Genomic DNA, 24454 nt, shown 5'->3' with positions numbered 1-24454 from the left:
CTGAATGCTGACACGGCCTCAAACTTCCTCTTCCAAAGATCGTTTCTTCACCGGACGGCTGGGGAAACGACCATGACGCCGAACGACGTTTCTGTGGAAGATGCGGAGCGTGCCGCTTGCGTGGAGCGGTCTCTCTCGCACGGTAGTTCACCATGGGTCGCCGCCTACATGGTTGCGGCGGCCTTTCTGGCGACGGCGGCGGTGCTTCGAGGTCCGGAAGTCGGCCTGATGCAGACCGTCGTCAGACGAATCTCACTCGATGGTGGCAATGACAGCTCCGTAGGGTCGTTCGCCGTCCTTTTTAATCTGGTATTCCTCCTGCTGGAGACGATCCTCGTCTCAACCTGCTTCGTCGTCATCCGTTCGCTTTGGCGCGGGCGGAACGCGGCGCTGGTATCGCTCCGGTGCCGGCTTTCGCGAAAAGACTTCGGTCTTCGATGGTTTCTGCCGATCTCTCTTTTCTGCGTATTGTTTGCTGGCGCGCTCGGACTCTGCAGCCTGTCCGAACAGCCTATCGCCATGTCGGCTGCGACCGACTCCGTCATCCCGTTTCTGTTTCTCGGCTTGCTTCTGTTCTGGCCGACGTTGACGGTGCATGCTCGGCGGCTACACGACTGCGACATGAGCGCCTGGTGGCTTCTCCTGCTCGCGTTGCCCATCGCGAATGTGGTTCTGCAGGTCGTGCTGCTCATACTTCCTGGAACGGGGCACCGGAACAAATTCGGTGAGCGTCCCGAAGCCTGAACAGACGACACCGTCACCGACGCGCGAACGCGAAGAGAGGGCGCACATCCCAGCAATTGTATCCTTCTGGGTAGCAGTGAACGCTCGCCTTCACCGAACGACTTGCGCGACGATGATAGACCCGAGTCGCTGGCAGACCGTAGGCATAAAAAAGGGCGAAAGGATTGCTCCTCCCGCCCCACATCATTTCGACCGGTTCCGCCTCAGGCGGCGTCCGGCTCCACCCAGGAGCGAGCATGGTCGAGCGCCTTGCGCCAGCGGGCATGCAGCGCCTCCCGGCGATCGGCAGACATGGTCGGCTCGAACACGCGATCGGCCTTCCAGAGCTGACGCACCTGGTTCAGATCCTTGTAGATCCCAACGGCGAGACCGGCGAGGAAGGCGGAGCCGAGACCGGTGGTCTCCACGTTCGCCGGACGGATCACCGGGATGCCGAGCAGATCGGCCTGGAACTGCATCAACAGGTTGTTGTTGGACGCGCCGCCATCGACGCGCAGCTCCTTCAGACTGATGCCGGAATCGTTCTCCATCGCGCGGAGCACATCCACGGTCTGGAACGCGATCCCTTCCAGTGCGGCACGCGCGATATGCGCATCGGTGGTGCCGCGCGTCATGCCGACGATCGACCCGCGCGCATACTGGTCCCAGTGCGGAGCGCCGAGACCGACGAAAGCCGGCACCAGATAGACGTCGCCGGTATCCGGCACGGATGCCGCCAGCGCCTCCACTTCCGACGAGGAGCGGATGATCTTCAAACCGTCACGCAGCCACTGCACCACCGCACCGGCGACGAAGATCGAGCCCTCCAGCGCGTATTGCGTCTCGCCGCCATAACGCCAGCCGATGGTCGTCAGGAGCTTGTTGCGCGACGGCACCGCATCCTTGCCCGTATTCATCAGCATGAAACAGCCGGTGCCGTAGGTGTTCTTCACCGTGCCGGGCTCGTGACACATCTGACCGAACAGCGCCGATTGCTGATCGCCCGCGATGCCGGCAATGGGGATGCCGGCCAACGTGCCGGTGGCCTCGCCATAGACCTCGGAAGAGCTTTTCACCTCCGGCAGCATGGAACGCGGCACGCGGAGATGACGCAGCATCTCCTCGTCCCATTCGCGCGTATGGATGTTGAACAGCAGCGTGCGCGAGGCATTGGTCTCGTCGGTGACATGCACCGCGCCGCCGGTCAGCCGCCAGATCAGCCAGCTATCCACCGTGCCGAAGGCGAGATCGCCACGCTCGGCTTTCTCCCTGGCGCCGTCGACGTGATCGAGGATCCACGCCACCTTTGTGCCGGAGAAATACGCGTCGATCACCAGACCGGTGCGCTCTTCCACGGTCTTTTCCAGACCGTCCGCTTTGAGGCGATCGCACAGGCCGGCGGTGCGCCGGTCCTGCCAGACGATCGCGTTGTAGACCGGCTGCCCGGTGCGGCGATCCCAGACGATCGTGGTCTCGCGCTGGTTGGTAATGCCGATCGCGGCGATCCGGTCGAGCGGCAGGTTGGCCCGGTTCACCACCTCGGCGGCAACACCGCTCTGCGTGGCCCAGATCTCGTTCGGATCGTGCTCGACCCAGCCGGGCTGCGGGAAGATCTGGCGGAACTCGGCCTGAGCCACCGCGACGATCCCGCCTTCGGGGTCGAGCAGCAGGGCGCGGGAGCTGGTGGTGCCTTGGTCGAAGGCAAGAAGATGGTCGCGCATGGTCAACGAGCTTTCTTCGGACGTTTCTTTGTTGTTCGTTTTTTCGTTCAGGCGCTCAAACGAGTCTGGACAGCAGGCGCAGTCTCGATCGGCGTCACGCCGGTCTCGACATAGTCCGGGTCCATGCCGGCAGCGCGATTACGCATGTCATGCGCGGCGGCAAGCGGACGGCCGATGCAGACATCGTAGATCACGGCACCCAGAACGCCGCCAACCAGCGAGCCCACGACGGGGGGCAACCAGATGCCGGAACCGTCGGTAAGGCCGTTGTTCTTGAAACCGGCCACCACGGCGAACAGGCGCGGGCCGAGGTCGCGCGCCGGGTTGATCGCGTAGCCCTGCATGCCACCCCAGGAGATGCCGATAGCGACGACCAGCAGACCGATCACGATCGGCGCCAGATTGGACGGCGAATGGATGTTGAATTTGTCGCCGACGGCAAGGATCAGAGCCAAAAGGATCGCGGTGCCGACCACCTGGTCGATAAAGGCCGGCCAGAAGCCGGGTACGGCGGGAAAGGTCGAGAACACGCCGGTGGTATGGTCGAGCGCCGGATCGACCGTGATCCACTGCGCATGATAAACCAGGAACACGACCGCCGCGCCCAGAAACGCGCCCACGAACTGGCCGGCGACGTAATGCGGCAGCTTGGCCCAGGGGAAACGTCCCGTCACGGCAAGAGCCAGGCTCACGGCGGGATTCAGATGCGCGCCGCTGGTCGCGCCGGAAATATAGATACCGAACGTCACCGCCAGACCCCAGCCCAGCACGATGTTGGTGTATCCGCCATGCGGCACCGGACCGGCATTGGGGAACAACACCACCATGGCGACGGACCCGCATCCGAACAGGATCAGAACCATCGTGCCGAACAGTTCGGCGACGAACTCCTGCAACCTTGAATATGTCATGGACGACCTCCCGAGAGCCCCCGCGTTATCGCCGCGAGATGCTTGCGTTCTGGAGTGCGTTCCGCGCGTCGGGGACGCGGCAGTTCGTACGGCCCGCATCGCTGTCACGCGATGACGAACCCCGCCCTGCCCGCGAGAATCGCTCCAACCCAACCGACGGCGCCGTTCGCGCTCTTTCGGTTTTTACCAAATCACGAAAAAAGCGAACGATCAAGCAAACAAGATCATCATCGCTTGCGAGCAAACCGAGGATGCGCCCGATGCTCCGGTCCCGTCAGCGCGCGGCGGCGATCCGGGCCAGCTCCATCGCCGCCGCCGGCGCGGTTTCCTTGGCGCCCGCGATGAGAAAGGCGAAGACGTCGCGGGCATGCTTCCGGACCGGCGGCGCACCCGCAACGGCGATCGCATCCGGCACCGTGCCACGCGACAACGCATCGATCCGGTCTGCCCAGAGTGCCAGTTCCGCCCCGGAATATCCGAACCGTTCACCGGATCGCGTTCCCTGCAGGCGCAGATAAACGAAATCGGCCGTGACCGGCGCGCGCGTTTCGACACCCTCCTTGTCCAACCCGACCAGCGCCACGTTGCGCTTGCTCAACAGGGTCAGGGCGGCAGGATCAAGGAAGCTCGGATGCTGCGCTTCAAGCGCGTGACGCAACGCGAGACCGTCGATTCCATCCGGCAACAGATCTAGAAAGGCTGCGAGCTGATCCGCATCGAATCTGCGCCCGGCTGGAAGCTGCCACAGGACGGGGCCGAGTTTGTCGCCCAGTTCGGCAAGACCGGACCGAAAGAAGCGGTCGATCGCCGGCCTCGCCTCGGCGGCGTCCTTGCGTTGGGCCGCACCCCGCGCCGCCTTGACCACGAAACGGAATCCGTCCGGAACCTCGGCCGCCCAGTTCCGGAAGATATCTGCGCTCTGGGTTCGATAGAAGGTGGCGTTGATCTCGATCGCCGACAGCACGGAGGCGGCGTGGCGCAGGTGGTCTTTCGGCTTCATGCCCGCCGGGTAGAAGGTCTCGCGCCACGGATCGAACACCCAGCCGCCGATCCCGGTTCTGATCGTTCCCGCCATGAGCTCGGCCTTTCCTCGGCACGGCGCTCGAATCCAGAGCGCTACTTCTTCACAGGAAGCGTGGTCATCACCACACGAACCTGATGCCCGGGCAACAGGTGATCCGGGCTTAGGCCGCTGCCGATCAGGGCCGCACGCACCAGATCGGGATACCGGGCACAGCACTCCGGCCGATGCGCGGGGCGCTCGATGGTGATGCGCGTGAGAGCGGCACGGCCATAGGCCTGCACGGCGCGACCGATGGTGGCCGAGGCCTTGGCGTCGAGCACGGTGCTGTCGTCGGCCTGAACGGCGAAATCGATCACCGGCACGGGCGGCGGCGCGGCGGTCAGATCCTCTCCCGCTACCTTGGGCATGGGCGGGCGCGGATAGCCCCACTGGAACACGGTGAATTGCAGGCCCTGCGGCGCCGGAGTCGCGGCGGATTTGGAGGCCGCGTTCTGCACCGAGCCCGGCCCTTGCGGACCGTAAAGCGGATTGGCGTAGGAATAGGCGGATCCAAACGGGGTCGTATCCGCGCCGGTATTGGGATCGTGCAGGCTGTCGGACGGCTTCTTCACGGCGTTCGGGTCGGGCAGCGGCGCATTCCGCAAACGCTGCGCCTGATCGGCACTCGGCGACGACGAAACGCTTTGCGAGAAATCGTAGCTCTGCGGCACCGACAAGGTGATCGCATTCGAACTCTTCCGAGGCTGCGTCGACGGGGACGGGTCGCTCGCCGGCTGCCCGTGCGCGACCGGGGCGGCAGCCAAACCCACCAGAACCAACAGGGACAACGCAGGGCGGCGGGGCATGGGCTCCGCTTTAGAAGTCGGACCCGTCCGCGGCAACCACGGCCTCGTGTCGATCCGCAACCGGAAACGCCACCGCGTCCCCGACCACGACGACGCCTACCACGGAGCCGGGCTGAAGCGCGAAGCCGGCGCCGCCGTCGATGCGGGCGGACACGCGCTGCCCTTCAACCAATCGCAGCACCACGCCGGCATCGTGACCGTAATAGCTGACGGTCTCGACCGTGGCGCGGCAGGGCGCATTCGGATCGAGCGCGATCTGCTCGGGACGCAGCATCAGCCGCACCGCGCCGGTGCGCGCTTCGCAATCCGGCGCCAGCATCACCACGCCGAGCGGGCAGCACACGGTGCGGCCCTGCGCCCAGCCTTCCATCAGCACCGCTTCGCCCACGAAGCTGGCCAGGGCCGCATCGACCGGCCGCCGGTAGAGCGACGCGGGAGCCGCCACCTGCACCAGCCTGCCATCGCGCAACACCCCGACCCTGTCGCCCATCGACAAGGCCTCGGACTGATCGTGCGTGACCAGAAGAGCAGCCGCACCCGCCTGGTGCAACGCATCGGCGACGGCACGGCGCGTCCCGGCGCGCAAGCCCGCATCCAGCGCGGAAAACGGCTCGTCCAGCAGGACCAGCCTCGGCTCCGGCGCCAGCGCGCGGGCGAGTGCAACACGCTGCTGCTCGCCGCCGGACAGGGTCTGCGGCGAACGGTCGGCGTAGCTCGCCGGCAGTCCGACCAACTCGAGCATGCGCGCCGCCAGCCGCTCCGCCGCCCCGCCGCTGCGCCGGGCGCGATCGAGACCGAACAGGATGTTGGCCGAAACGGAAAGATGGGGGAACAGGGCACCATCCTGTGCGACGTAGCCGACTCCGCGCTTTTCCGGCCGCACATGGATCCGGCGTCTGCCGCTCGCATCGTCCACCGGAACGCCGCCGATCAGGATGCGTCCGGCATCGGCGCGCTCGAACCCGCACACCAGGCGCAACAGCGTCGTCTTGCCGCCGCCGGACGCGCCCAGGATCGCGACCAGCTCGCCCGGCTGCACGCACAGATCGACGCCGCGCAGAACCTCAGCCTCTCCGAACGTGCGACAAACGCCGTCGATCTCGAGCGCCGGAGGGGAAGACGGGTAGAAGGCGTTCATGACAGCCGTTCCGAAGCGCACCACGCGCGGTTGGTTGCACCAAGATGGGCCGAGGTGCCCCATCCTTCAGCCAGGATGTGGGCGACAACGACAGCGGGTTCGGCCATCACGGTTCCGGCTCCGCCCGTCTCATCCGGGCCCGATGCCGGCACTGCGGCCGAAGCGCCGCGCAAGCACGTAGGTGGAGCAGAGCGAGAGCAGAACCATCATCGCCGCATAGGGCGCCGCGGCGGCGAAAGCCAATGTCGTGGTGTCCTGCCAGACCTCCGTCGCCAGCGTGCGCGTGCCGATCGGCGACAACAACAGCGTGGTGGTCAGCTCCGTCACCACGGCGGCGAACACCAGGGATGCCGCGGCGCCGAGTCCGGGCGCGGCCAGCGGCAGGACGATGCGACGCGCGACTGCGACCGGACCGAGTCCGAGCGCCCGCCCGGCATCCTCCAGCTTGCGCTGCGCCTGTTCGAACGCGGCGCGCACGCTCACCAACGCCAACGGCAGGAACAGGATCGCATAGGCCAGGATGAGCAGAGGCGCCGACTGGTAGAGCGGGGTCAGCACCTTCAACGCCAGGGTGATCAGTGCCAGCGCCACCACGATCCCCGGTGCGCCCTGGCCCATATAGGCGATGCGCTCCAGCAGCATCGAGGCGCGTCCCGGGAACCGGACGGACAGGAAGCCGAGCGGCAGGGCCAGCAGCAGGGTGGCGAAGGCGCCGCTCAGCGCCAGGCCCAGCGAACCGCCGGTCGAGGCCAGAAGCTCGCCCCAGGACACCCCGACCGAGGTGGTGGCGGCGCTGTTGTGCTGGAACAGCCAAAACCCGATCATGCCGAGCGGAACGCCCAGCGTCGCGATGGCGAGGCCGATCAGAAAGGCGAGCGCCGGCCAGCGCATCCAGCCCAGGCGATGCCTGACCGGGCGACGCGCCGCACCGCGCGTGAGCGAGGCATAGGCCGAACCGCGACGAACGCGCAGCTCGGCCGCGACGCAGAGCAGACACAGCCCGATCAGCACGCAGGCGAGCAGGGACGAATCCGGGCCAGTCAGCCCGGTGCGATACTGGCCGTAGAGCACGGTGGTGAAGGTGCGGAAACGCAGCAGAGCGAAGGCGCCGAACTCCACCAGCACGTTCAGCGCCACCAGCAGCATCCCGCCCAGAAGCGCCGGGCGAAGCTGCGGCAGCACCAGCCGGATGAAGCACCGCACCGGGCCGAGGCCGAGAACGCGGCCGCTTTCCTCGATCGCCGGGTCCATGCCGCGCAGGGCCGCCGCGACGGGCAGGTAGATCAGCGGCATATAGGCCGAGCTGACCACCAGGGTCGCGCCGGCGAAATCCTGCAGATCGCTGCTGAGCGACACCCAGGCATAGGAGGTGATGAACGGCGGGATCGCCAGCGGCACAGCGGCCAGAACCGCGAACACGTTGCGGCCCGGCAGATCGGTGCGCTCGATCAACCACGCGCACAGGGTGCCGATCACGGCGCAGCACGACACGGTGGCGGCGCAGAGCGTGACGGTGTTGCCGAGCAACTCGCCCACCAGCGGACGCCAGAGCAGCGCCACGGGCTCCTCCGCGCCGGTCGCTTGCCACACCGTCAGCAGCAAAGGCAGCAGCACGATTCCGGTCGCGGCGGCGGCGCACAGAAGCAGAAGCCGCGGCGGACGCACGGAAACGCGGGCGGCTTTCACCGCCCGCGCCCGCTTGCTCATCGTCGCGACAGGACCGAAAGCCGGGATCAGAGCAGACCGGCCTCGCGCAGCAGCTTCGCCGCGTCCTGATCGTCGCCCAAATCCTTGATCGAGATCGCCGGCGGCTGGAGCTGGTCGAACGGCTTCAGGATCGGGTTGGCCTTGACCCCCGCCGCCAGCGGATACTCGAAATCGACGTCGCCGCTGGCGAGCGCGGTCTGCATCGGCTTGCTCACCATGAAAGCGAGGAAGCGCTGCGCCGCGTCCTGGTGCTTGGAGGATTTCAGCACCGCGGCACCCGATACGTTGATCAGCGCGCCGACATCGTGACCGGTGAAATGGTGCATCTTGGCGACGGTCGCCTTGCCCTTCTCCTGGTGCAGACGAGCCCAGTAGTAGTTGTTGATGATGCCCGTCGCGACCGCGCCGCGATCCACGGCGGCAACCACGCCCTCGTCGTCATCGAAGATCTGCGCGTTGGTCTTCATCGCCTTCAGCCAGTCCAGCGCCGCCGGACGGCCCTTCAGCTTCACGATCGCTTCCACCAGCGGCAGGAAATCGGCATCGGCCGGCGCGATCGCGACCTTGCCCTTCCATTCCGGCTTGGCCAGATCGAGCAGCGAGGCCGGAAGCTGGCTTTCCTTGATCAGATGCGGGTCGAAGCAGAGCACGTTCTCGCGCGCCAGCACGCCGAGCCAGTCGCCGGTCTCGGCGTTGAAGCGCGACGGCACCTGGGCCAGGGTCGACTTCTCCACGGGCGACAGCAGGCCTTTTTCGTCCAGCAACACCAGCTCGGGCGAGTTCTCGGTGAAGTAGACATCGGCCGGAGACGCGGCGCCTTCCTGCACGATCTGCGACGCGATCTCCGGCGCCTCGCCGAAGCGGGTCTGCACAGCGATGCCGGTCGCCTTGGTGAAGGCGGCGACCACCTGATCGACCATCTGCTTGTGCTGGGCGCTGTAGAGCGTCAGCGTTTCAGCCTGGGCGGCGGTGGAGACACCGGCGAGGCCGACGGAGATAGCCAGGACGGAGGCGGACAGCCTGGACCGGAACGAGACGCGCATGTTTGGATGACCCACTCAGTTGCGACTTGTTCCTAACTGCAACATCGCTGGAGCGCAATTCGCGTATCCGGGACACAGCCGTCACTTTTTCGCAACAGAAGACGGCGATCCCCGCCTCTCGGGAACCTCGGTGGCGCCGATGCCGTTTCGACACAAACTCACAACTGGAGGCAGCCTTTCATGTTCACCGCTTCTTGCCGCGCTCTCGCCACCGTCGGCCTGCTGGCCGTCGCGACGGTCGGCCTGTCTGCCTGCAACACCGTCAGCGGCATGGGCCAGGACGCCTCCGCGCTCGGCCATGACGTGTCGCGCGGCGCCACCGCCACACAGAGTGCCGTGACCGGCAACACCGGCCTGGCCACCCACTAAAAGCAGTCCACCCGGCCGGCTTTCACCCGGCCGGGTCTCCTGTCTGATCCCGCTTTGGTGATCGGACCGCCCGATGCCGACGGCATGGCAGCCCCCCATATTCCACAACGGAATTCTAGATTGGGGATCGTGCTATGCAGACCATCGATCACACCCTGCTTCCGTCGGTGCTTCCCGCCGCCCCGGTCACGCCACCGGACGCGCGGCCCGCTCAGCGCGCGACGCAGCGCATTGCTGTGAAGCCCATCGTGCCGCGACAGAAGACCGTCCTGTCAGCCCGGGACATTCAGACCGCGGAGGATGGCGGCGAGCAGGAAGGCGAAGCGCACCCGTCCTGAAAGGTGACTTGTCAGCGCGCCTTGAACTGCTTCAAAGCGTCGAGCATGTGGCTGACGTGCCCATCCGGGTCCATCGCCGTATAGGCGGCCAGGACCCGACCGTCCGGCGCGATCGCGTAGGAGGTGCGGTTGGACAGGCCGACCAGGGGCAGGGTGGCGTCGTAGCTTTTGGCAACCTTGCCGTGATCGTCCGCGCCCACGGCAAACGCGCTTTGGCATTCGCTGACCGAGAACCTGTTCAGCGTGGCGATGTCGTCCTCCGACACCCCCAGCACCTGCGCGCCCAACGCCTTGAACTGCGGCATAGCCTCGGCAAAGTCGTGCGCTTCCACCGTGCAGCCGGAGGTGAAGGCCTTCGGATAGAAATAGAGCACCACCGGACCGTGTTTCAGCATGGCGGCGAGCGACGCCTGGAACGGCTTGCCGGCCAGCGTGGCCTCAATGGTGAAATCCGGTGCCTTGACTCCGACCGGAAGCGCCGCCTCGGCCGGCATCGCGCTTGCCGCAAGCGCAGCCGCGCCGATCGCGGCGGCGGCGAGATTACGAACGCGCATCGGGCGACACCACCATGCAAGCACCGCTGCCACGCGACAGTTTCTGGCAGGCCGCCATCGCATCATTGCGTGACAGGCCGGTCAGGCGCGCGCGATAAACCCGGCCGTTGCGACCCTGCTTGACGCCGGCGATCTCAGCCTGTGCGCCGGACAGGCTTGGTGCACGCGAGCGCGCGGCGCCGGCAGCCTGACTGGCCTGCGCCTGGGTGTTGAAGGCACCGACCTGCACCGACCAGTTGCGCGGGCCGCGCCCCGCATCGCGCAGAAGCGGAGCCGGCTCGGCCATGGCGCGGCGGATGAGCTGGAAATGCGGCTTGCGCGCGGCAGGCGCCGCCGCCTGCGTGTCGGTGGAGTCGTCCTGCGCCGGCATTTCAGCGGAGGCGAGCCGCACGGGAGCGACCGCCGTATCCGGGCCGCTGGAATCACCGCTGGCGATTGCGGCCGGGTGCTGCTGGTCGGTCGGCGCCAGCGTCCAGTTACGCACCGGTGCGCTCGCCACCGAAGCGGCGGGGCGGGACACGATGCCGCGGCTGGCCCAGGCGGCGCTCACGGAAGACGGGCTGTTGGCGGCGAGTGCCACCGGCGTAGCAACGGCGGCCTGTGCAGGCGACTGCGCCTTCATGCTGCGCCAGTCCTTGATATAGGACGGTGCCGCGCCACCGGTCGTCGCCGGCGCTTCGGCCACCTGCATCGGCTGGTCGTTCGGCTGCTGCAGATCGCGCCGGCGGGTCCAGGCCAGCCTGACCGACTTGGTCTCGTCCTGCGTCTGAGCCGACGCGTACTGCACGTCGCTGCCGGAATGAGCAGCGATCATCAGGTCGGCCTGCGAACGGCTGTTCGGCCAGATCCCGGCGATCTGCGGGCCGATGATGGCCACGTATTGCCGGGTTTCGCGCGGCAAGGGCCGGTTCTTGGTCAGGAAGTCGTCCAGACGCCCGGGCCCGGTGTTGTAGGCGGCCAGAAAGCCGGGCGCGCCATAGATGTCGTACATCTGGCGGATATAGGCCGTGCCGGCCATGATGTTGTCGTGCGGCTCGAACGGATCGTCACCAAGCCCATACTGGGCGCGCAGATCGTCATAGGTCGGCGCCATCAGCTGCATCAGACCCATGGCGCCGGCACCCGAGGTGATCAGCGTACCGTTGCGGCTGAACTGCTGACCGCCCGACTCGCGGCCGATCACGGCGCGCACCCAGGTGTCGGGCACGTCGAACTTGCGCGAGGCTTCCTCGATATATGGCCCCCATGGATCGTCGGGCGGACCGGGCGGCGCGTAATAGGAGCGCGCATGCGCCCGGTATTTCGCCGCTTCCTGCGCCACCGGCATCATGGACGGCTGCGACGGGGTTTCCGCGCAAGCAGCCAGAAGCGCCAGCAGAACGGCGGAGCAGGCTGCACGCGCCACGCCGGAGCGGTCGCGTTTCGCCGCCGCGGCGGATCGGAACGTGGGTCGGCAGGCAGGTCGCGACATCGGCTTGCTTGAACTCCGGCAGCCAAGGCTCAGGTGGAGAAAACCGTTCCTCCGCCTTACAGTGGCTCCATCTCTGCCGCAACATCAACCATCTGTTGGGCGAATTTAAGACCAGATCCGTCGCAGGAACGTCACGGTTCGTCCCGCACCCACCCCGTGCAATCCATTGCCGGGCAACAGCGGATCGGCTACGCCGCGCCCATGAGCGCGCTGCCATCCGTGACGGAGCCTTCGCCCGAGCCGGACCGCGATGCGGCCGGACCGATCGACGCGGCCGTGACGGCGGTCGAATCCCCCGGCTCCGCGACCGCCCTGGCCGGCGCCGCGCACGATTCCATGCCAGAGATGCTGATCGACGCCCGGCTCGGACGCCGCACACGCGGCCTCGCCGCGCGCGCCGATCTTCGCGACGGACTTGCCCTCTGGCGCCTCGCCTTCACCCTGGGCTGGCTCGACATCAAGCTGCGCTATCGCGGATCGGCTCTGGGTCCGCTCTGGCTGACCTTGTCCAGTGCGGTGATGGTCGGCTCGATGGGCTTTCTCTACGCCGCCCTGTTCCATATCGGTCTGGCGGAGTACCTGCCCTACCTCGCCCTGTCCCTGATCCTCTGGCAGGCCGGCATTGGTGGCCTGGCCGGCGAAGCCTGCAACAGCTTCATCGATGCCGAGCAGACCATCCGCTCCATGCGCATGCCGTTCACCGTGCAGGTGATCCGGACCGTGGTGCGCAACGTCATCGTTCTGGGCCACAACGTGGTGGTGCCGGTGGTGGTGTTCGCCATCTTCAGGCAATGGCCGGGGCTGACAGGCTTTCTGTGCCTGCCCGGCCTTGCCTTGTGGCTGCTGGACGGTGCCGCCTCCTGCTACCTGCTGGGTGCGATCTGCGCCCGCTTCCGCGACGTGCCGCCGATCATCGGCAGCCTGCTGCAGATCGCCTATTACCTCACCCCCGTGATCTGGAAGCCATCCCAGCTCGGCCAGCGCTCCTGGTGGCTGCCGATCAACCCGTTCGACTCCCTGCTCGAAGTGGTGCGCGCGCCGCTGCTGGGCACGATGCCGACGCCGTTCACCTGGGTCGCGGCGCTGGTCTACAGCGCGCTGCTGTGCCTCGTGTCGTGGCGCGTGTTCGTGCGCGCCCGTCCGCGCATCGCGTTCTGGGTCTGAACCGGATGCTGACCAACCCTATTCAAGCCCCGCCCGGCGGGCGCGCGTTCATCGACGTGACGGCGCTGTCGCTCGACTTCCCACTCTATCACGGCGGCGCACGTTCGCTGAAGAAGACGGTGCTGAGCGGCGTGTCCGGCAAGGTCGGCGGTCCGCTCGGCCGCGCCGGACGCACGCCGGACGACCCGAACGCCACCCGGCGCGTGGTGGTGCAGGCGCTGCGCGACCTCAATTTCTCCATCCGCTCCGGCGAACGGCTCGGCATCGTCGGCCGCAACGGCGCCGGCAAATCGAGCCTGCTCCGCGTCCTGGGCGGCATCTACGAGCCGGTGGCCGGGCGCATCCATACCGGCGGCTCGATCAACACACTGCTCGACACCAATTTCGGGATGAATCTCGACCTGACCGGGCGCGAGAACATCACCCTGCGCGGTCGCTATGTCGGCCTCAACGCTGCCGCCATCCGCGCGCTGGAAGAAGACGTCGAGGGTTTCGCAGCACTCGGACCGTTCATGGACCTCCCGGTGCGGCTTTATTCCTCCGGCATGGTGGTGCGCCTCGGTTTCGGCCTGGCGACGGCCATCGCCCCGCAGATCCTGCTGATGGACGAGTGGTTCATGGCTGGCGACTCACGCTTCCGCGACAAGGCCCATGCCCGTCTGGAAACGGTGGTGCGCGGCGCGGAGATCCTGGTGCTGACCTCACACATGCCGGACGTTCTACGGCAATGGTGCACCCGCCTGATCTGGCTCGAAGCCGGGCGCATCGTCGCGGACGGTCCGGTAGACGAGATCATGACGCGCTACGAGAGCGGGGCGGCGCCCGCCCTCTAGCGCATCGCCCGAACCATGACACAGCACCGCAGACAGAACGCGGAACGGCGAACGATCACGGGCCGGCGGACCCGGAACGCCGCCCCCGTGCTGCTGTCGTGCCTGGTGCCGGTTCCGGTCCTGGCCGCCGATCCGTCCCCCAGCCCGCCGGAGCAGTGGTATACCGGCTCGCTGTTCTCCCCCTCGCCGGCCGAGTCCGCGGCCGGGATGCTGGCGATCGAACCCTATCTGGCGCTGAACAACGCCGATGGCCGCTTCGATTCGCACGGACGGCTCGAACCCGACACCACCCATGCGCACGATCTGGTCAGCCAGACGCTGATGAAATACGGGCTGACCGACCGCCTCTCGATCTACGCCCTGCCGGCCTTCACCGAAGGGCTCGCCTGGCGCCGCGCCACCAGCGGCGTGCAGTTCGGCGACCTTCCGGTGGAGCTCGAGCTTCGCGCGCTGGACCCGAACGAGCAGCGGCTGGTGCCCAACGTAACCCTGGCGCTCGGCGTGAACGCGCCCACGGGCCGCTACGACGGCCTCGGACGCGCCCAGGACGGGGTCGGCACCGGCGCCTGGTTCCTGCGCACCGGCATCGTCAGCCAGTCGACCTATCATGTCTCCGGCCACGCGGTTCGTCTGCGCGTGTTCGCCGCCGAGCGCATACGCGTGTCCACCGCGACCGTATCCGGCCTCAGCGCCTACGGCACGCAAGCGGGGTTCCACGGCCGCGCCCGCCCCGGCTCGTTCGGCAACGCGGGCGCCTCGGTGGAATGGGGACTGACACGGCAATGGGTGCTGGCGCTCGATCTCTATCGCAGCTGGGCCGATGGTGCCGTCCTGCGCGGCATCGACGCCGACGGGAGCCCGGTACGCCGCCACGCCCCGTCCAGCGGAGACTGGTCGGTCGGCCCCGCGCTGGAATGGAGCTGGTCGCCGCGCTTCGGCGCGATTCTCGGCGTCACCCTGCCCGTCTCCGGCCATGACGAGCAGCGCACGATCAGCCCGCAGCTGGCCGTGAACTGCGTATTCTGATCAGCCTCCGGCCTCACTGACGTAGCGCGCGAAGGTCGCGTAATCCGGCACGATCGCCTGCACGGTCTGCCCGAACACGAAGGTGGGCGTGCCGGCGATGTTGTATTGCTTGGTCGCCTGATCCTGCTTCTCCACGATCGCCCGACGCAGCGCGTCGTTCTGCAGCGTGGCGTCCACCTCGGCGCCCGGCATCCCGGCCAGCAGCGCATTCCGACGCAGCAGGGCGATCGGATCGGCCGAGCGGTCGAACGCCCAGCGTTCCTGGCTGGAGAACAAGGTTTCGATAAACGGCAGATAGCGGTCTTCCGGCAGAGAATCCGCGATCATCGCCGCCGCCAGCGCGAGCCGATCCAGCGGATAGTCATAGAAGGTGTAGCGGATCTTGCCCGTGTCGATCAGGCGGGTCTTGATCTCGGGAAACACCACCTCGCTGAAATGCGCGCAATGTGTGCAGGTGAGCGAGAACCATTCCTGCACCACCAGCCTGGCGTTCGGATCGCCGAAACTGTGTTCCGGCAGCGTTTCCGCCGTCACACCGGCCGGAACCGTCGCGCGTGCGGATCGCGACCCCGCGATCGGCAGGCCCGCCATGGCAGCGGCGGCGAGAAAGGTTCGTCTGTGCAACACCAAAACGGAACACTCCGGAGCGTCGGAAGCGGCGATGGTGTGCCGGCCCGAGGCGCCGGGCAAGATACGAACCGCCCTCCGCGAGCGCCGCGCGGCAGGACGCGGGCAACCGGTTCGAATCACAGGGCCAGGAACGGCGTCCCGGGGATCCGGATCGGAACGGCCGTCATGGCGCGGTCCGGCCGGACCCCACAGGGCAGAGCAGGTTCCTCTCCGGGGGCGGATCGTGCCTTTCGAGGCGTCTTCAGAACCCTACGCTGGCGTTCAGGAACAGCGTGCGCGGCGGTCCGACGAAGAAATAATCCGAAGCCAGATAACCCCAGTAATGCAGATTGGCGACGTTATCGAGTTCGGCGCGCAAGGTGACCGGGTGACGATCCGCCGTGAACTTGTAGCTGGCGCGCAAGTTCAACAGCGTCGTCGATGGGATATGGTAGGTATTGAAATCATCGCCCCACATCCGCTTGGTGACATGCACTTCCGCCGTGGTGCTGAGACCGGGCACCGCGCTGAAATTTTCCGTCAACTGAACCGTGTCCTGTACGCCGGGAACGCCTTCCACCGATTTCCCTTGGATGTCGGGATCGGTCTTCAGATAGGTCGCGCGCTCGAAGGCGATGCTGTTGGTCAGAACCAGACCGAGCGGCAGCGACATATGCCCGTTCACCTCGATCCCCTCGTAGCGTTGCGTGCCGTTGGAGACATAGACGTTGGCGCTGTTCGCATACTGCGCGCCGGCTTCGATCCGATAGATCGCAGCGGAGAGCGACCAGCGGCGACGTTCGAGCTTGGCACCCACCTCGATCTGGTCGGACATCACGACCGGAAGCGTGGCACGGGCATTGACGTAGCTGTCCGCGACGGTGCCCCCGCTCTGCAGGGCCTGAACATAGCTCGCGTACAGGGTGGTATCGCGCCAGGGATGATACAGCAGTGCTGCGACCGGCGTGATCGGCGTCTCTGTATAGGCCGTCTTGCCGCCCTGCCCGTCGTAGTCTTCTTCGAAATAATCGGTGAAGCGAACACCGCCCAGAAGGGAGACCTTGCCAAGCGTCATCGTGTCGCTCGCGAACACGCCCTCCTGATCGGAATGGAAGGAGCGGAACACCGTGTTGTCGAACGGGCTCGGGTAATCGTGGATGATCACCGGCCGATACAGGTTTTCCGGACCGATCGGAACGTCCGAAAGGTTGTTGTTCGGCAGATACTTGTTCAGACCCTGCCAGCTTGCGCCGAGCACGAGCTGATGTTCCACGCTCCAGGTATGGAAATGCCCTTCGACGATTGCCTGCACCTGGTTGTACTGCGACCAGGAGCGCGGATCGGTATCCAGCGCGACTTGGTAGTCGCCGTTCCGGTTATCCAGAGGCTGCCACTCCGATTTATAGGAGCGCCAGTCACGGCTGTTGCTGTAGTCCACATGCGCCGACCAGTTCGGCGAGAGGGTCCAACGCAGCCCGGTTTGTCCGTAGAAGACATGCGAGTCGAAGAACAGATCGGGATAGCCGGAAAGATTGGTCGTGCCACTGATCGCTTTCGGTAGCCCGCCCGTGTACGTGTTCGGATCCCCGATATAGAAATCCTGCACGCCGCCACGGACACGGCGATCCTGGTAGATCAGATTGCCGTACCAGAGCAGATCGTCGGTGATGCGCGCATCGAGGCCGAGCGATCCGGAATAACGTCGCACGTTCGAACCGTTGTAGGTCTGGCCTTGCTCATGCGTCAGATTGAGCCGATAGCCGAACACGTTGTTGAGCAAACGGCCGCCGGTGTCGACGTGCTGCTGGAAGACACCATCCGATGAATAGCCGAGATCCGCGCTGGTGAAACGGCGATCCGTCGGCTTCTTGGTCTCGTAATTGATCAGGCCGCCAGGAGCGTTGAAACCATACATGAAGCCGGACGCGCCCTTGAGAAGCTGGACCGCCTCGAACGATTCCAACGGCAGCTCCACCGTCGTCATGTAGAACGGATCGCCGTTGATCCTGTAGGAATTGTAGTCGTCCAGCGGCACGCCGCGCACGGTCTGCGAATAGGAATTGAACGAATAGGTGTCGCCATTCGCCACCACGGACGCATCCTGGGAAAAGACGCGCGCTAACGACTTCACCTGACGATCCTGCAACTCGGCCGCCGTCACCGTATGCGCCGAGAAAGGCGTATCCAGGTCGGACCGTGTTCCCAGCGCACCACCTTCTACCCGTCGGGACACCGATTGGCCGGTCACCGTCACCGTTTCCGGCTGCTGCGGCGCGGCAGCCGATTTCGGGTGCCGAGATCCCTGCTTCTGCTTCCCGGTCGGCTTGGGCGAGAGCGTGTCGGCTGACAGCCCCTGCTGCCCCATGGCGACAGCAGGCAGCATCAGCATCGCCGCCCCCGCCACAATTCCACGCATCAAGGGTGTGTTTCTGTATAACATCATGGCGTGACGTGTTTAGTGTAAAGACACACTATGTCAAATGCGCATTCTTCCGGTCGGCGCAGAGCCGCCATGCCGAGCCGGATGCGACCATCCACATCCGGCTCCCGTGCGGATCACCCCGGGATGGGTCGCTCGGTCAGTTCTGAGAGATATAAGCCGTCAGGCTTTCCACCGTGGCCGTCTGCCGGTCCAGCAGCGCCTTCACCACGTCGCCGATCGAGACGATGCCGACCAGGGCGCCATCCTCGAACACCGGCAGATAGCGCACGCGGTGGTCGGTCATCAGACGCATCGCATCCTCGATGCTGCTCGAGGGCGTAGTCTCGAACTGCCTCGGCCGCATCGCCGCTTCCGCCGGCATGGCGCGCACCCCGTTCGGGTTCTGCGCCATCGCCCGGGTGATGCCGCGATCGGACAGGAAGCCGAGCAGCTCCCCGTCCCGCATCACCAGAACCGCGCCGATATTGTTCTCATAGAGGATGCGCGTGACATCCCCGATCGGCGTGTCCGCTTCCACCTTGATCGTGGTCGCGCTCTTGTTGGCGAGGATCGATGCGATCGTCATGTCCGCCTCCCGTTCTTTTGGAAGGACGATAGGACGATCCGCCGCTCATTCCACGCGTTTTGCCGGAAACGGCCCGTTCACTCCGTCGTGTGCTCGATGACCATCATCCGGGTCGGGAGGCGATCCAGCTTGGGGCGAACCGCCTCCCGCTAATGATCAGCTCGTGAGCTGCACCTTGATCGGTCCATCACGCTCGATCACGTTCAGCGCCACCTCGGTGCCGACGCGCTGCAGATGCACGGTCACCTTCGCCCCACCCACGGACAGGTTGTAGAGCGTCACCTCGTCCAGGAAGGACGGCAGACGCGGCCGTTCGAAATGCACGGTGACGGTGAACGGATCGAAGCGAATGCCGAGAGAGGCCTGCATCAGCGAGGGGATGGTCGCCGCAGCCCAGGCCTGCGGCGAACACGCCACCGGATACTTCACCGGCCCCTCGCCACGCTGCCGGGCGAAACCGCAGAACAGTTCCGGCAGACGGCGCAGATCGGCATAGAGCGCCGCGTCGAACAGGCCGCCGAAGACACGCGCCGCCTCGTCCTTGAAGCCGTAACGCGCCAGTCCGAGCGCAATGATGGCGTTGTCGTGCGGCCAGACCGAGCCGTTATGGTACGCCATCGGGTTGTAGCGCGCCTCGCCGGCCGGAATGGTGCGGATGCCCCAGCCAGAAAAGAAGTTGCGCCCCATCAGCCCGGACACGATGCGCGCCGCGCGATCCGGCGGCACGATGCCGCAGAAGAGCAGATGCCCAGCATTGGAGGATCGCACGGCACAAGGCTGCTTCTTGCCGTCGAGCGCGATCGCGTAGGTGCCGAGCTCCTCGATCCAGAAACGGGAGTTGAACGCCACGCGCAGGCGCTCGGCCGCCTCGGTCATGCGCTCGGCGAAGGCCGTGTGCCCGATCCGTCGCGCGATGGCAGCCGCGGCACGCCGCGCGGCATAAACGTAGCCCTGCACCTCGCACAAGGCGATCGGCCCCTCGGCCAGCGTGCCGTCGGCATGGAACACGGAATCGAAGCTGTCCTTCCAGCCCTGATTCACCAGACCGTCCTTGTTGCGGCGGCCGTATTCCACGAACCCGTCGCCGTCGCGGTCGCCGTAGTTCTCGATCCAGCCGATCGCGCGCTCGATATGCGGCCACAAAGTCGCCACCGTGGCCACGTCGCCGGTGCGGTCGAGATACTCCCCGGCCAGCATCACGAAGAGCGGCGTGGAATCGACGCTGCCGTAATAGTGCCGGAACGGAACCTCGCCCAGCTGCGCCATCTCGCCATGACGCACCTCGTGCAGGATCTTGCCGGGCTCGGCATCGGCGACCGGATCGACCTTGTCGGCCTGATGCCGGGCCAGATAGTTCAGGACCCCGTGCGCGATCGCCGGATCGAGCCACAGGCATTGCAACGCGGTGATCAGCGCATCGCGGCCGAAGGCGGTGGAGTACCAGGGCACGCCGGCATAGGGGTAGGGCCCTTCCGGCTTCTCCGTCAGCAGCATGTAGATGTCGCAGATGCAGCGACGGATGGCCTCGTTGAAGATCTCGTTGGAAGACGCGATCGCCGCTGCTCGCGACGACGACACGCGCAGGCCACGTCTGGCCTCCACCAGCGAATACAGGAAGCTCTCCGCGACGCCGCGTTCCGGCTTCGAGACCGGATTGCAGCTTACCTCCACATGGATCAGCTGGCGCTGACCCGGCTTGAGCGTGAGGGTGAACGAGGCGCTGTCGGCGGTGATCCGGTCCGGCATCGGCGCGAAGCGCAGACGCGTGGTGCGCAGTCGCTCGTCCAGCCCCTCATAGCCCAGCAAAACGGTGTCGCCGTCGATCTCGGCCGGGCGCATCTGGCCGTGCCTGGCGCGCGGCGTGCCCCTCACCTCGAACAGATCGACGAAATCGGCGGCGAAGCGGATCTCCACCGTCAGCGTGCGCTCCTCCACGTCGTAGTTGCGCACCTGGATGCGCTCGAACGAGGTCTGCTGCCGCAGAAACAGCGTCCGTCGCACATGCAGCAGGTCGTGATCGACCTTGCGCCCGTCCAGCACCAGATCGGGGTTGGTGAGGTCGCAGCTCAGCGTGGCGTTGTTCTCCCGCAGGGTGGCGCTGAGCAGGATCGGCGGCTGCCCGGCGATCGACAGCGACAGCGACGAGAGATGGCGGGTGTCGAGGTAATACAGCCCGTCGGCGATGCCGGGGCCGGTCAGGATGTTGCCGGTGCCGTCGAACACCCCGAACAGATCGCCGAATTTCAGCGTGTGGAGGCGCCGGTCGGCCAGGATCGCGCTGGCGCCGACCGGATACCCGTCCTGAGGCGGACGCGCGGCAGTGGCTTCGTCGTGCGGGAGGGAGGTCTCTGGCAGGTGGTCCAAGGCGGCATCCTCAGGTCCGAGTGCGAACGGGCGCATCCTGCCCGGTCCGGGGCGTCATGCAACCGGGCAACCCCTCGAAACCGCGAACGTTCCGCATGCGAATGGCACGCAAACCCGCCCGAAAGGCTGCGAGCAAGACCGACGCCACGAGGCGCTACGGGGCGATGCGCGATTTCCGGCAAACCCCCGAGCCGGATTTCGAACCGGAATCGCGTCAGCAGACCGGAAAGCCGATCTTCGTGGTGCAGAAACACGACGCGTCCCGCCTCCATTGGGACTTCCGGCTCGAGCATGGCGGCGCGCTCTGGAGCTGGGCCGTCCCCAAAGGCCCGTCCATGGACCCGGCGCATAAGCGTCTGGCGATGCATGTCGAGGATCATCCGGTCTCCTATGCCGGGTTCGAAGGCACCATCCCCGCGGGCAATTACGGCGCGGGCACGGTGGAGATCTGGGATCGCGGCACATGGTCGCCGGTCCCGGACGACCCGGAAGCCGCGCTCGGGGCGGGCGAGCTGAAATTCACCCTCGACGGCGAGCGGCTCCGTGGCAGGTTCGTGCTGGTCCGGCTGAAGCCGAAACGGCGCGAGAAAGGGGAAAGCTGGCTGCTGATCAAGGAGCGCGACGAGCGGGCCGAACCCGGCGCCGATGCGACGGTGCTGGAAGCCAAACCCCTCGGCCGCCCCGGAAAACGCGCACCCCGCTCTCGCGCGGCCAAACCCGAAACCGGCTCCGACACGCTGCCGGACAACCAAATCCCGCAACTGGCCCGGCTGGTGAAGACGGCGCCCACCGGCCCGGGCTGGATCAGCGAGATCAAGTTCGACGGCTATCGCATACTGTGCTGGAAGAACGGCGACGACGTGCGGATCATCACCCGCAACGGCCTCGACTGGACCGATCGTCTGCCCAAACTCGCCGAAATGGTCGCCACGCTCCCCGCGACCACGCTGATGCTGGATGGCGAGCTGGTGGCGCTGGACAAGCAAGGCCGCTCCTCCTTCTCCCGGCTGCAATCCGCCCTGTCCGCCGGCAACACCGGCAAACTCGTCTATTACGTCTTCGATCTGCTGCATCGGGACGGCACCGATCTTCGCCCCCTGCCGCTCCGCGAACGTCGCGCCGCGCTCGAACCGCTGCTGCCGAAGAAGACGCTTCTGCGCTTCAGCGAGCATTTCGAGCAGACGGCGTCACGTGTGCAAAAAGAAGCCTGCGCGATCGGTCTCGAAGGCATCATCTGCAAGCGGGAAGACGCGCCTTATCGCGCCGGGCGCGGCGATGACTGGGTGAAGGTGAAATGCGAGAACCGCGAGGAATTCGTGGTGATCGGCTACACGCCGCCGAAAGGATCGCGTCGCGGTCTGGGCGCGCTGCAACTCGGTTTCCACGATCCGGACGGCGCTCTGCGTTTCGTCGGCGGCTGCGGCACGGGATTCTCCGGTCGCGTTCTGATCGATCTGTCGAAACGTCTCAAATCACTCCGGACGGAACAGCCTCCTTCCCTGCTCGGCACGGAAGCCCCGCCGCGCGGCACGATCCGGACCAGGCCGGAGCTGGTGGCGGAGATCCGCTTCGCAGGGTTCACCGGCGGCGGCATGCTGCGCCATGCCGCTTTCCTGGGTTTGCGCGAGGACAAGCCGGCTGCCGAGGTGGTGCGCGCCGCGCCGGAGGTGGAACAAGACCGGCGAGAACTCGATACCGAACGGCCTTGCTCCCCGGTCGTGGTGGCCAGAAGCAAAGTGCGAGAAACACACACGTTCGACGGACAGCGCCTCACGCACCAGGATCGTGCGCTATGGCCGAAGACCGAAACCGGGCCGGCCATCACCAAACGCGATCTGGCCCTCTACTGGCAGGCCGTCGCGCCATACGCCGCGCCCGAGATCGTCGGCCGGCCGCTCGCCTTCGTGCGCTGCCCGGACGGGATCGAAGGGGAGCATTTCTTCCAGAAACATCTCGGCCGCGGCATGCCGGACGCGTTGCGCGAGGGCGAAGCGGATGGCGCGCCGTTCGTCGCGATGCAGGATGATACCGGTTTCGTCGCGGCGGCCCAGATCGCCGCGGTCGAACTGCACGCATGGGGTGCCGGCGGCGACGATCCGTTGCATGCCGACCGTCTGGTGTTCGACCTCGACCCCGGCGAGGGTATCGGTGCGAAAGAGATCGTCGCTGCGGCGAAAGACGTCCGCGCACGATTGAAGACTCTGGGACTGACCGCGTTCTGCCGCACATCCGGCGGCAAGGGCCTGCATGTGGTCACGCCGATCCGCACGACGGCCGATTGGGATACGGTGCGCGTCTGGTGCCGGCGTTTCGCGGAACGGATGGAACAGGACGAACCTGCTCTCTATGTCGCCACCACACGCAAGAAGGATCGCAAGGGCCGCATCCTGGTGGACTGGCTTCGCAATGGTCTCGGCAGCACCGCCGTGTGTTCGTTCTCACCGCGCGCCCGCCCCGGCGCCGGTGTCGCGACGCCGCTGCACTGGCGTGAACTGAAGCCCGGCATGCGCTTCGACGCGCATACGATCCGGACGGTGCCGGAGCGACTGGAACGGCAGAAAACCAATCCCTGGGCGGATTTCGACGCATCGAGACGTGATCTTCCGAGGCTCGGTGAGTCGTCCAACACGAGGACACGCAAACATGGCTGAACGACCGATCTGGCGCGGACAGCTTCGTCTGGCACTCGTTTCCTGCCCCGTGGCCCTCTACAGCGTCCGACAGCCGAGCGAGTCGTTGCATTTCCACTTCATCAATCCCGAGACCGGCAATCGCGTGCGGATGGTGACGCAGGATTCGGAAACGGACGAGGAGCTGTCGCGCCGCTCGCTGCGACGCGGCTTCGAGTTCAAGAAGGATCATTACGTCCTGCTGGACGACGACGATTTCGAGCGCGCCCGCATCGACAGCTCCTCCGTGCTGACGGTCGAGAAATTCGTTCCCGGCGACGCGATCGACCCGGTCTATTACGACAACTCCTATTACCTGGTCCCGGACGGCACCGAGAAGAACCAGGCAGACGACGTGTTCGTTGTGCTTCGCGCCGCGATCGCAAAGACGGGACGCACCGCTCTGTCTCGCCTCGTCATCGCTCGGCGGGAGCGCGCCGTGGCGCTGATGCCGCTGGGCAGGGGCATCGTCCTGCACACGCTGCACGACATGCGCGAGATCGCAGCGCCGGACACGCTGTTCGACGCGATCCCCGACGACACGCCGGACAAGGAGATGGTGGCGCTCGCGGTGAAGCTGATCGATCGCCAGACCGCGACATTCGATCCGGCCGACATGGAAGACCGCTACGAGGCGCGTTTGCGCGACGTGATCGAGGCCAAGCTGAAAGGCGAGGATCTCAGCCTGCCGGACGAGGAGGAAGACCGCGGCAACGTGGTCGACCTGATGGCGGCTCTGCGCCAGAGCCTGGGCGACAAAAAAGGCGGCAAAGCGAAGAAGGCCGGGAAGGCGAAATCGCCCGCAAGCGCCGGACGGACCGGCGCTTCGCGCAAAACCAAAACCGCATCGTCCCGCCGCAGATCCGCCTGAGCGGCTTCGTTACACTTCGCTCCAGACAGTACGGGCGAACCCGGCCATCAAGGCCCGGCCACCGTC

The 24454-nt window shown here is 66.2% G+C and carries 21 protein-coding genes; 8 read left to right on the top strand and 13 right to left on the bottom strand.

The annotated features are described in order from the left end of the window. Nucleotides 1-72: 72 nt before the first annotated feature. Nucleotides 73-744, top strand: a complete 672-nt coding sequence (locus ACZ5BM_RS11585) for a DUF805 domain-containing protein (protein WP_498908146.1) — start codon at nt 73-75, stop codon at nt 742-744. A 203-nt stretch (nt 745-947) separates the two neighbouring features. Here ACZ5BM_RS11585 and glpK read toward each other — a convergent pair whose 3' ends face one another. The 7 genes from glpK to ACZ5BM_RS11550 all read right to left on the bottom strand — a co-directional run bounded on the left by glpK (nt 948) and on the right by ACZ5BM_RS11550 (nt 9127). Next, nucleotides 948-2450, bottom strand: a complete 1503-nt coding sequence (gene glpK / locus ACZ5BM_RS11580) for a glycerol kinase GlpK (protein WP_498908144.1) — start codon at nt 2448-2450, stop codon at nt 948-950. Between the two features lie 41 nt (nt 2451-2491). Beyond that, nucleotides 2492-3355, bottom strand: a complete 864-nt coding sequence (locus ACZ5BM_RS11575) for an MIP/aquaporin family protein (RefSeq protein ID WP_498908142.1) — start codon at nt 3353-3355, stop codon at nt 2492-2494. 274 nt (nt 3356-3629) lie between these two features. Then, nucleotides 3630-4430 carry a DUF72 domain-containing protein gene (locus tag ACZ5BM_RS11570; protein WP_498908141.1) on the bottom strand — a complete coding sequence of 267 codons (801 nt, stop codon included), beginning with the start codon at nt 4428-4430 and terminating at the stop codon, nt 3630-3632. A gap of 41 nt (nt 4431-4471) precedes the next feature. Then, complete coding sequence (locus ACZ5BM_RS11565) at nt 4472-5224, bottom strand: hypothetical protein (protein WP_498908140.1); 753 nt, start codon at nt 5222-5224, stop codon at nt 4472-4474. A 10-nt stretch (nt 5225-5234) separates the two neighbouring features. After that, on the bottom strand, nt 5235-6362 hold the full coding sequence (locus ACZ5BM_RS11560; RefSeq protein WP_498908139.1) for an ABC transporter ATP-binding protein: 1128 nt from the start codon (nt 6360-6362) through the stop codon (nt 5235-5237). 129 nt (nt 6363-6491) lie between these two features. Continuing rightward, nucleotides 6492-8069: an ABC transporter permease gene (locus ACZ5BM_RS11555; RefSeq protein ID WP_498908138.1), complete on the bottom strand. Its 1578-nt coding sequence runs from the start codon at nt 8067-8069 to the stop codon at nt 6492-6494. Between the two features lie 26 nt (nt 8070-8095). Beyond that, nucleotides 8096-9127, bottom strand: coding sequence for an iron ABC transporter substrate-binding protein (locus ACZ5BM_RS11550; RefSeq protein ID WP_498908136.1), 1032 nt, complete (start codon nt 9125-9127; stop codon nt 8096-8098). A gap of 165 nt (nt 9128-9292) precedes the next feature. Here ACZ5BM_RS11550 and ACZ5BM_RS11545 point away from each other — a divergent pair, with 165 nt between their 5' ends. Together ACZ5BM_RS11545 and ACZ5BM_RS11540 are read left to right on the top strand one after the other, a co-directional pair. After that, the gene (locus ACZ5BM_RS11545; protein ID WP_498908134.1) at nt 9293-9481 is read left to right on the top strand and encodes an entericidin; all 189 of its coding nucleotides are present in this window, start codon (nt 9293-9295) and stop codon (nt 9479-9481) included. A gap of 134 nt (nt 9482-9615) precedes the next feature. Beyond that, the gene (locus tag ACZ5BM_RS11540; protein ID WP_498908132.1) at nt 9616-9819 is read left to right on the top strand and encodes a hypothetical protein; all 204 of its coding nucleotides are present in this window, start codon (nt 9616-9618) and stop codon (nt 9817-9819) included. A gap of 11 nt (nt 9820-9830) precedes the next feature. Here the strand turns inward: ACZ5BM_RS11540 and ACZ5BM_RS11535 are convergent, their stop codons facing one another. Next, on the bottom strand, nt 9831-10373 hold the full coding sequence (locus tag ACZ5BM_RS11535; protein WP_498908130.1) for a peroxiredoxin: 543 nt from the start codon (nt 10371-10373) through the stop codon (nt 9831-9833). Further along, nucleotides 10360-11844, bottom strand: coding sequence for a lytic transglycosylase domain-containing protein (locus ACZ5BM_RS11530; RefSeq protein WP_498908128.1), 1485 nt, complete (start codon nt 11842-11844; stop codon nt 10360-10362). The genes ACZ5BM_RS11535 and ACZ5BM_RS11530 overlap by 14 nt, the downstream gene beginning before the upstream one ends. Before the next feature lie 201 nt (nt 11845-12045). Here ACZ5BM_RS11530 and ACZ5BM_RS11525 point away from each other — a divergent pair, with 201 nt between their 5' ends. The 3 genes from ACZ5BM_RS11525 to ACZ5BM_RS11515 all read left to right on the top strand — a co-directional run bounded on the left by ACZ5BM_RS11525 (nt 12046) and on the right by ACZ5BM_RS11515 (nt 14867). Then, nucleotides 12046-13008: an ABC transporter permease gene (locus ACZ5BM_RS11525; protein ID WP_498908127.1), complete on the top strand. Its 963-nt coding sequence runs from the start codon at nt 12046-12048 to the stop codon at nt 13006-13008. Further along, nucleotides 12960-13841, top strand: coding sequence for an ABC transporter ATP-binding protein (locus ACZ5BM_RS11520; protein ID WP_498908126.1), 882 nt, complete (start codon nt 12960-12962; stop codon nt 13839-13841). The genes ACZ5BM_RS11525 and ACZ5BM_RS11520 overlap by 49 nt, the downstream gene beginning before the upstream one ends. 87 nt (nt 13842-13928) lie before the next feature. Beyond that, the gene (locus ACZ5BM_RS11515) at nt 13929-14867 is read left to right on the top strand and encodes a hypothetical protein (RefSeq protein ID WP_498908125.1); all 939 of its coding nucleotides are present in this window, start codon (nt 13929-13931) and stop codon (nt 14865-14867) included. Here the strand turns inward: ACZ5BM_RS11515 and ACZ5BM_RS11510 are convergent, their stop codons facing one another. The 4 genes from ACZ5BM_RS11510 to ACZ5BM_RS11495 form a co-directional block, all read right to left on the bottom strand. Then, a complete protein-coding gene (locus tag ACZ5BM_RS11510) occupies nt 14868-15494 on the bottom strand; it encodes a thioredoxin domain-containing protein (RefSeq protein ID WP_498908124.1) in 627 nt (208 codons plus the stop codon). Nucleotides 15495-15738: 244 nt separating this feature from the next. Further along, nucleotides 15739-17892: a TonB-dependent siderophore receptor gene (locus ACZ5BM_RS11505; protein WP_498911599.1), complete on the bottom strand. Its 2154-nt coding sequence runs from the start codon at nt 17890-17892 to the stop codon at nt 15739-15741. A gap of 163 nt (nt 17893-18055) precedes the next feature. Beyond that, a complete protein-coding gene (locus tag ACZ5BM_RS11500; RefSeq protein WP_498908123.1) occupies nt 18056-18484 on the bottom strand; it encodes a CBS domain-containing protein in 429 nt (142 codons plus the stop codon). A gap of 156 nt (nt 18485-18640) precedes the next feature. Beyond that, nucleotides 18641-20848: an amylo-alpha-1,6-glucosidase gene (locus ACZ5BM_RS11495; RefSeq protein WP_498908122.1), complete on the bottom strand. Its 2208-nt coding sequence runs from the start codon at nt 20846-20848 to the stop codon at nt 18641-18643. 101 nt (nt 20849-20949) lie between these two features. Between ACZ5BM_RS11495 and ligD the strand changes: the two genes are divergently transcribed. Continuing rightward, nucleotides 20950-23499 carry a DNA ligase-like domain-containing protein gene (gene ligD, locus ACZ5BM_RS11490; protein ID WP_498908121.1) on the top strand — a complete coding sequence of 850 codons (2550 nt, stop codon included), beginning with the start codon at nt 20950-20952 and terminating at the stop codon, nt 23497-23499. After that, nucleotides 23492-24388 carry a Ku protein gene (gene ku, locus ACZ5BM_RS11485; RefSeq protein WP_498908120.1) on the top strand — a complete coding sequence of 299 codons (897 nt, stop codon included), beginning with the start codon at nt 23492-23494 and terminating at the stop codon, nt 24386-24388. The genes ligD and ku overlap by 8 nt, the downstream gene beginning before the upstream one ends. Nucleotides 24389-24454 lie beyond the last annotated feature (66 nt).

The sequence above is a fragment of the Lichenicola sp. GTC18331 genome (genome assembly GCF_055386855.1).
Note: the sequence above shows the minus strand (reverse complement) of the source record. Positions and strands in the feature narration are given on the sequence as shown.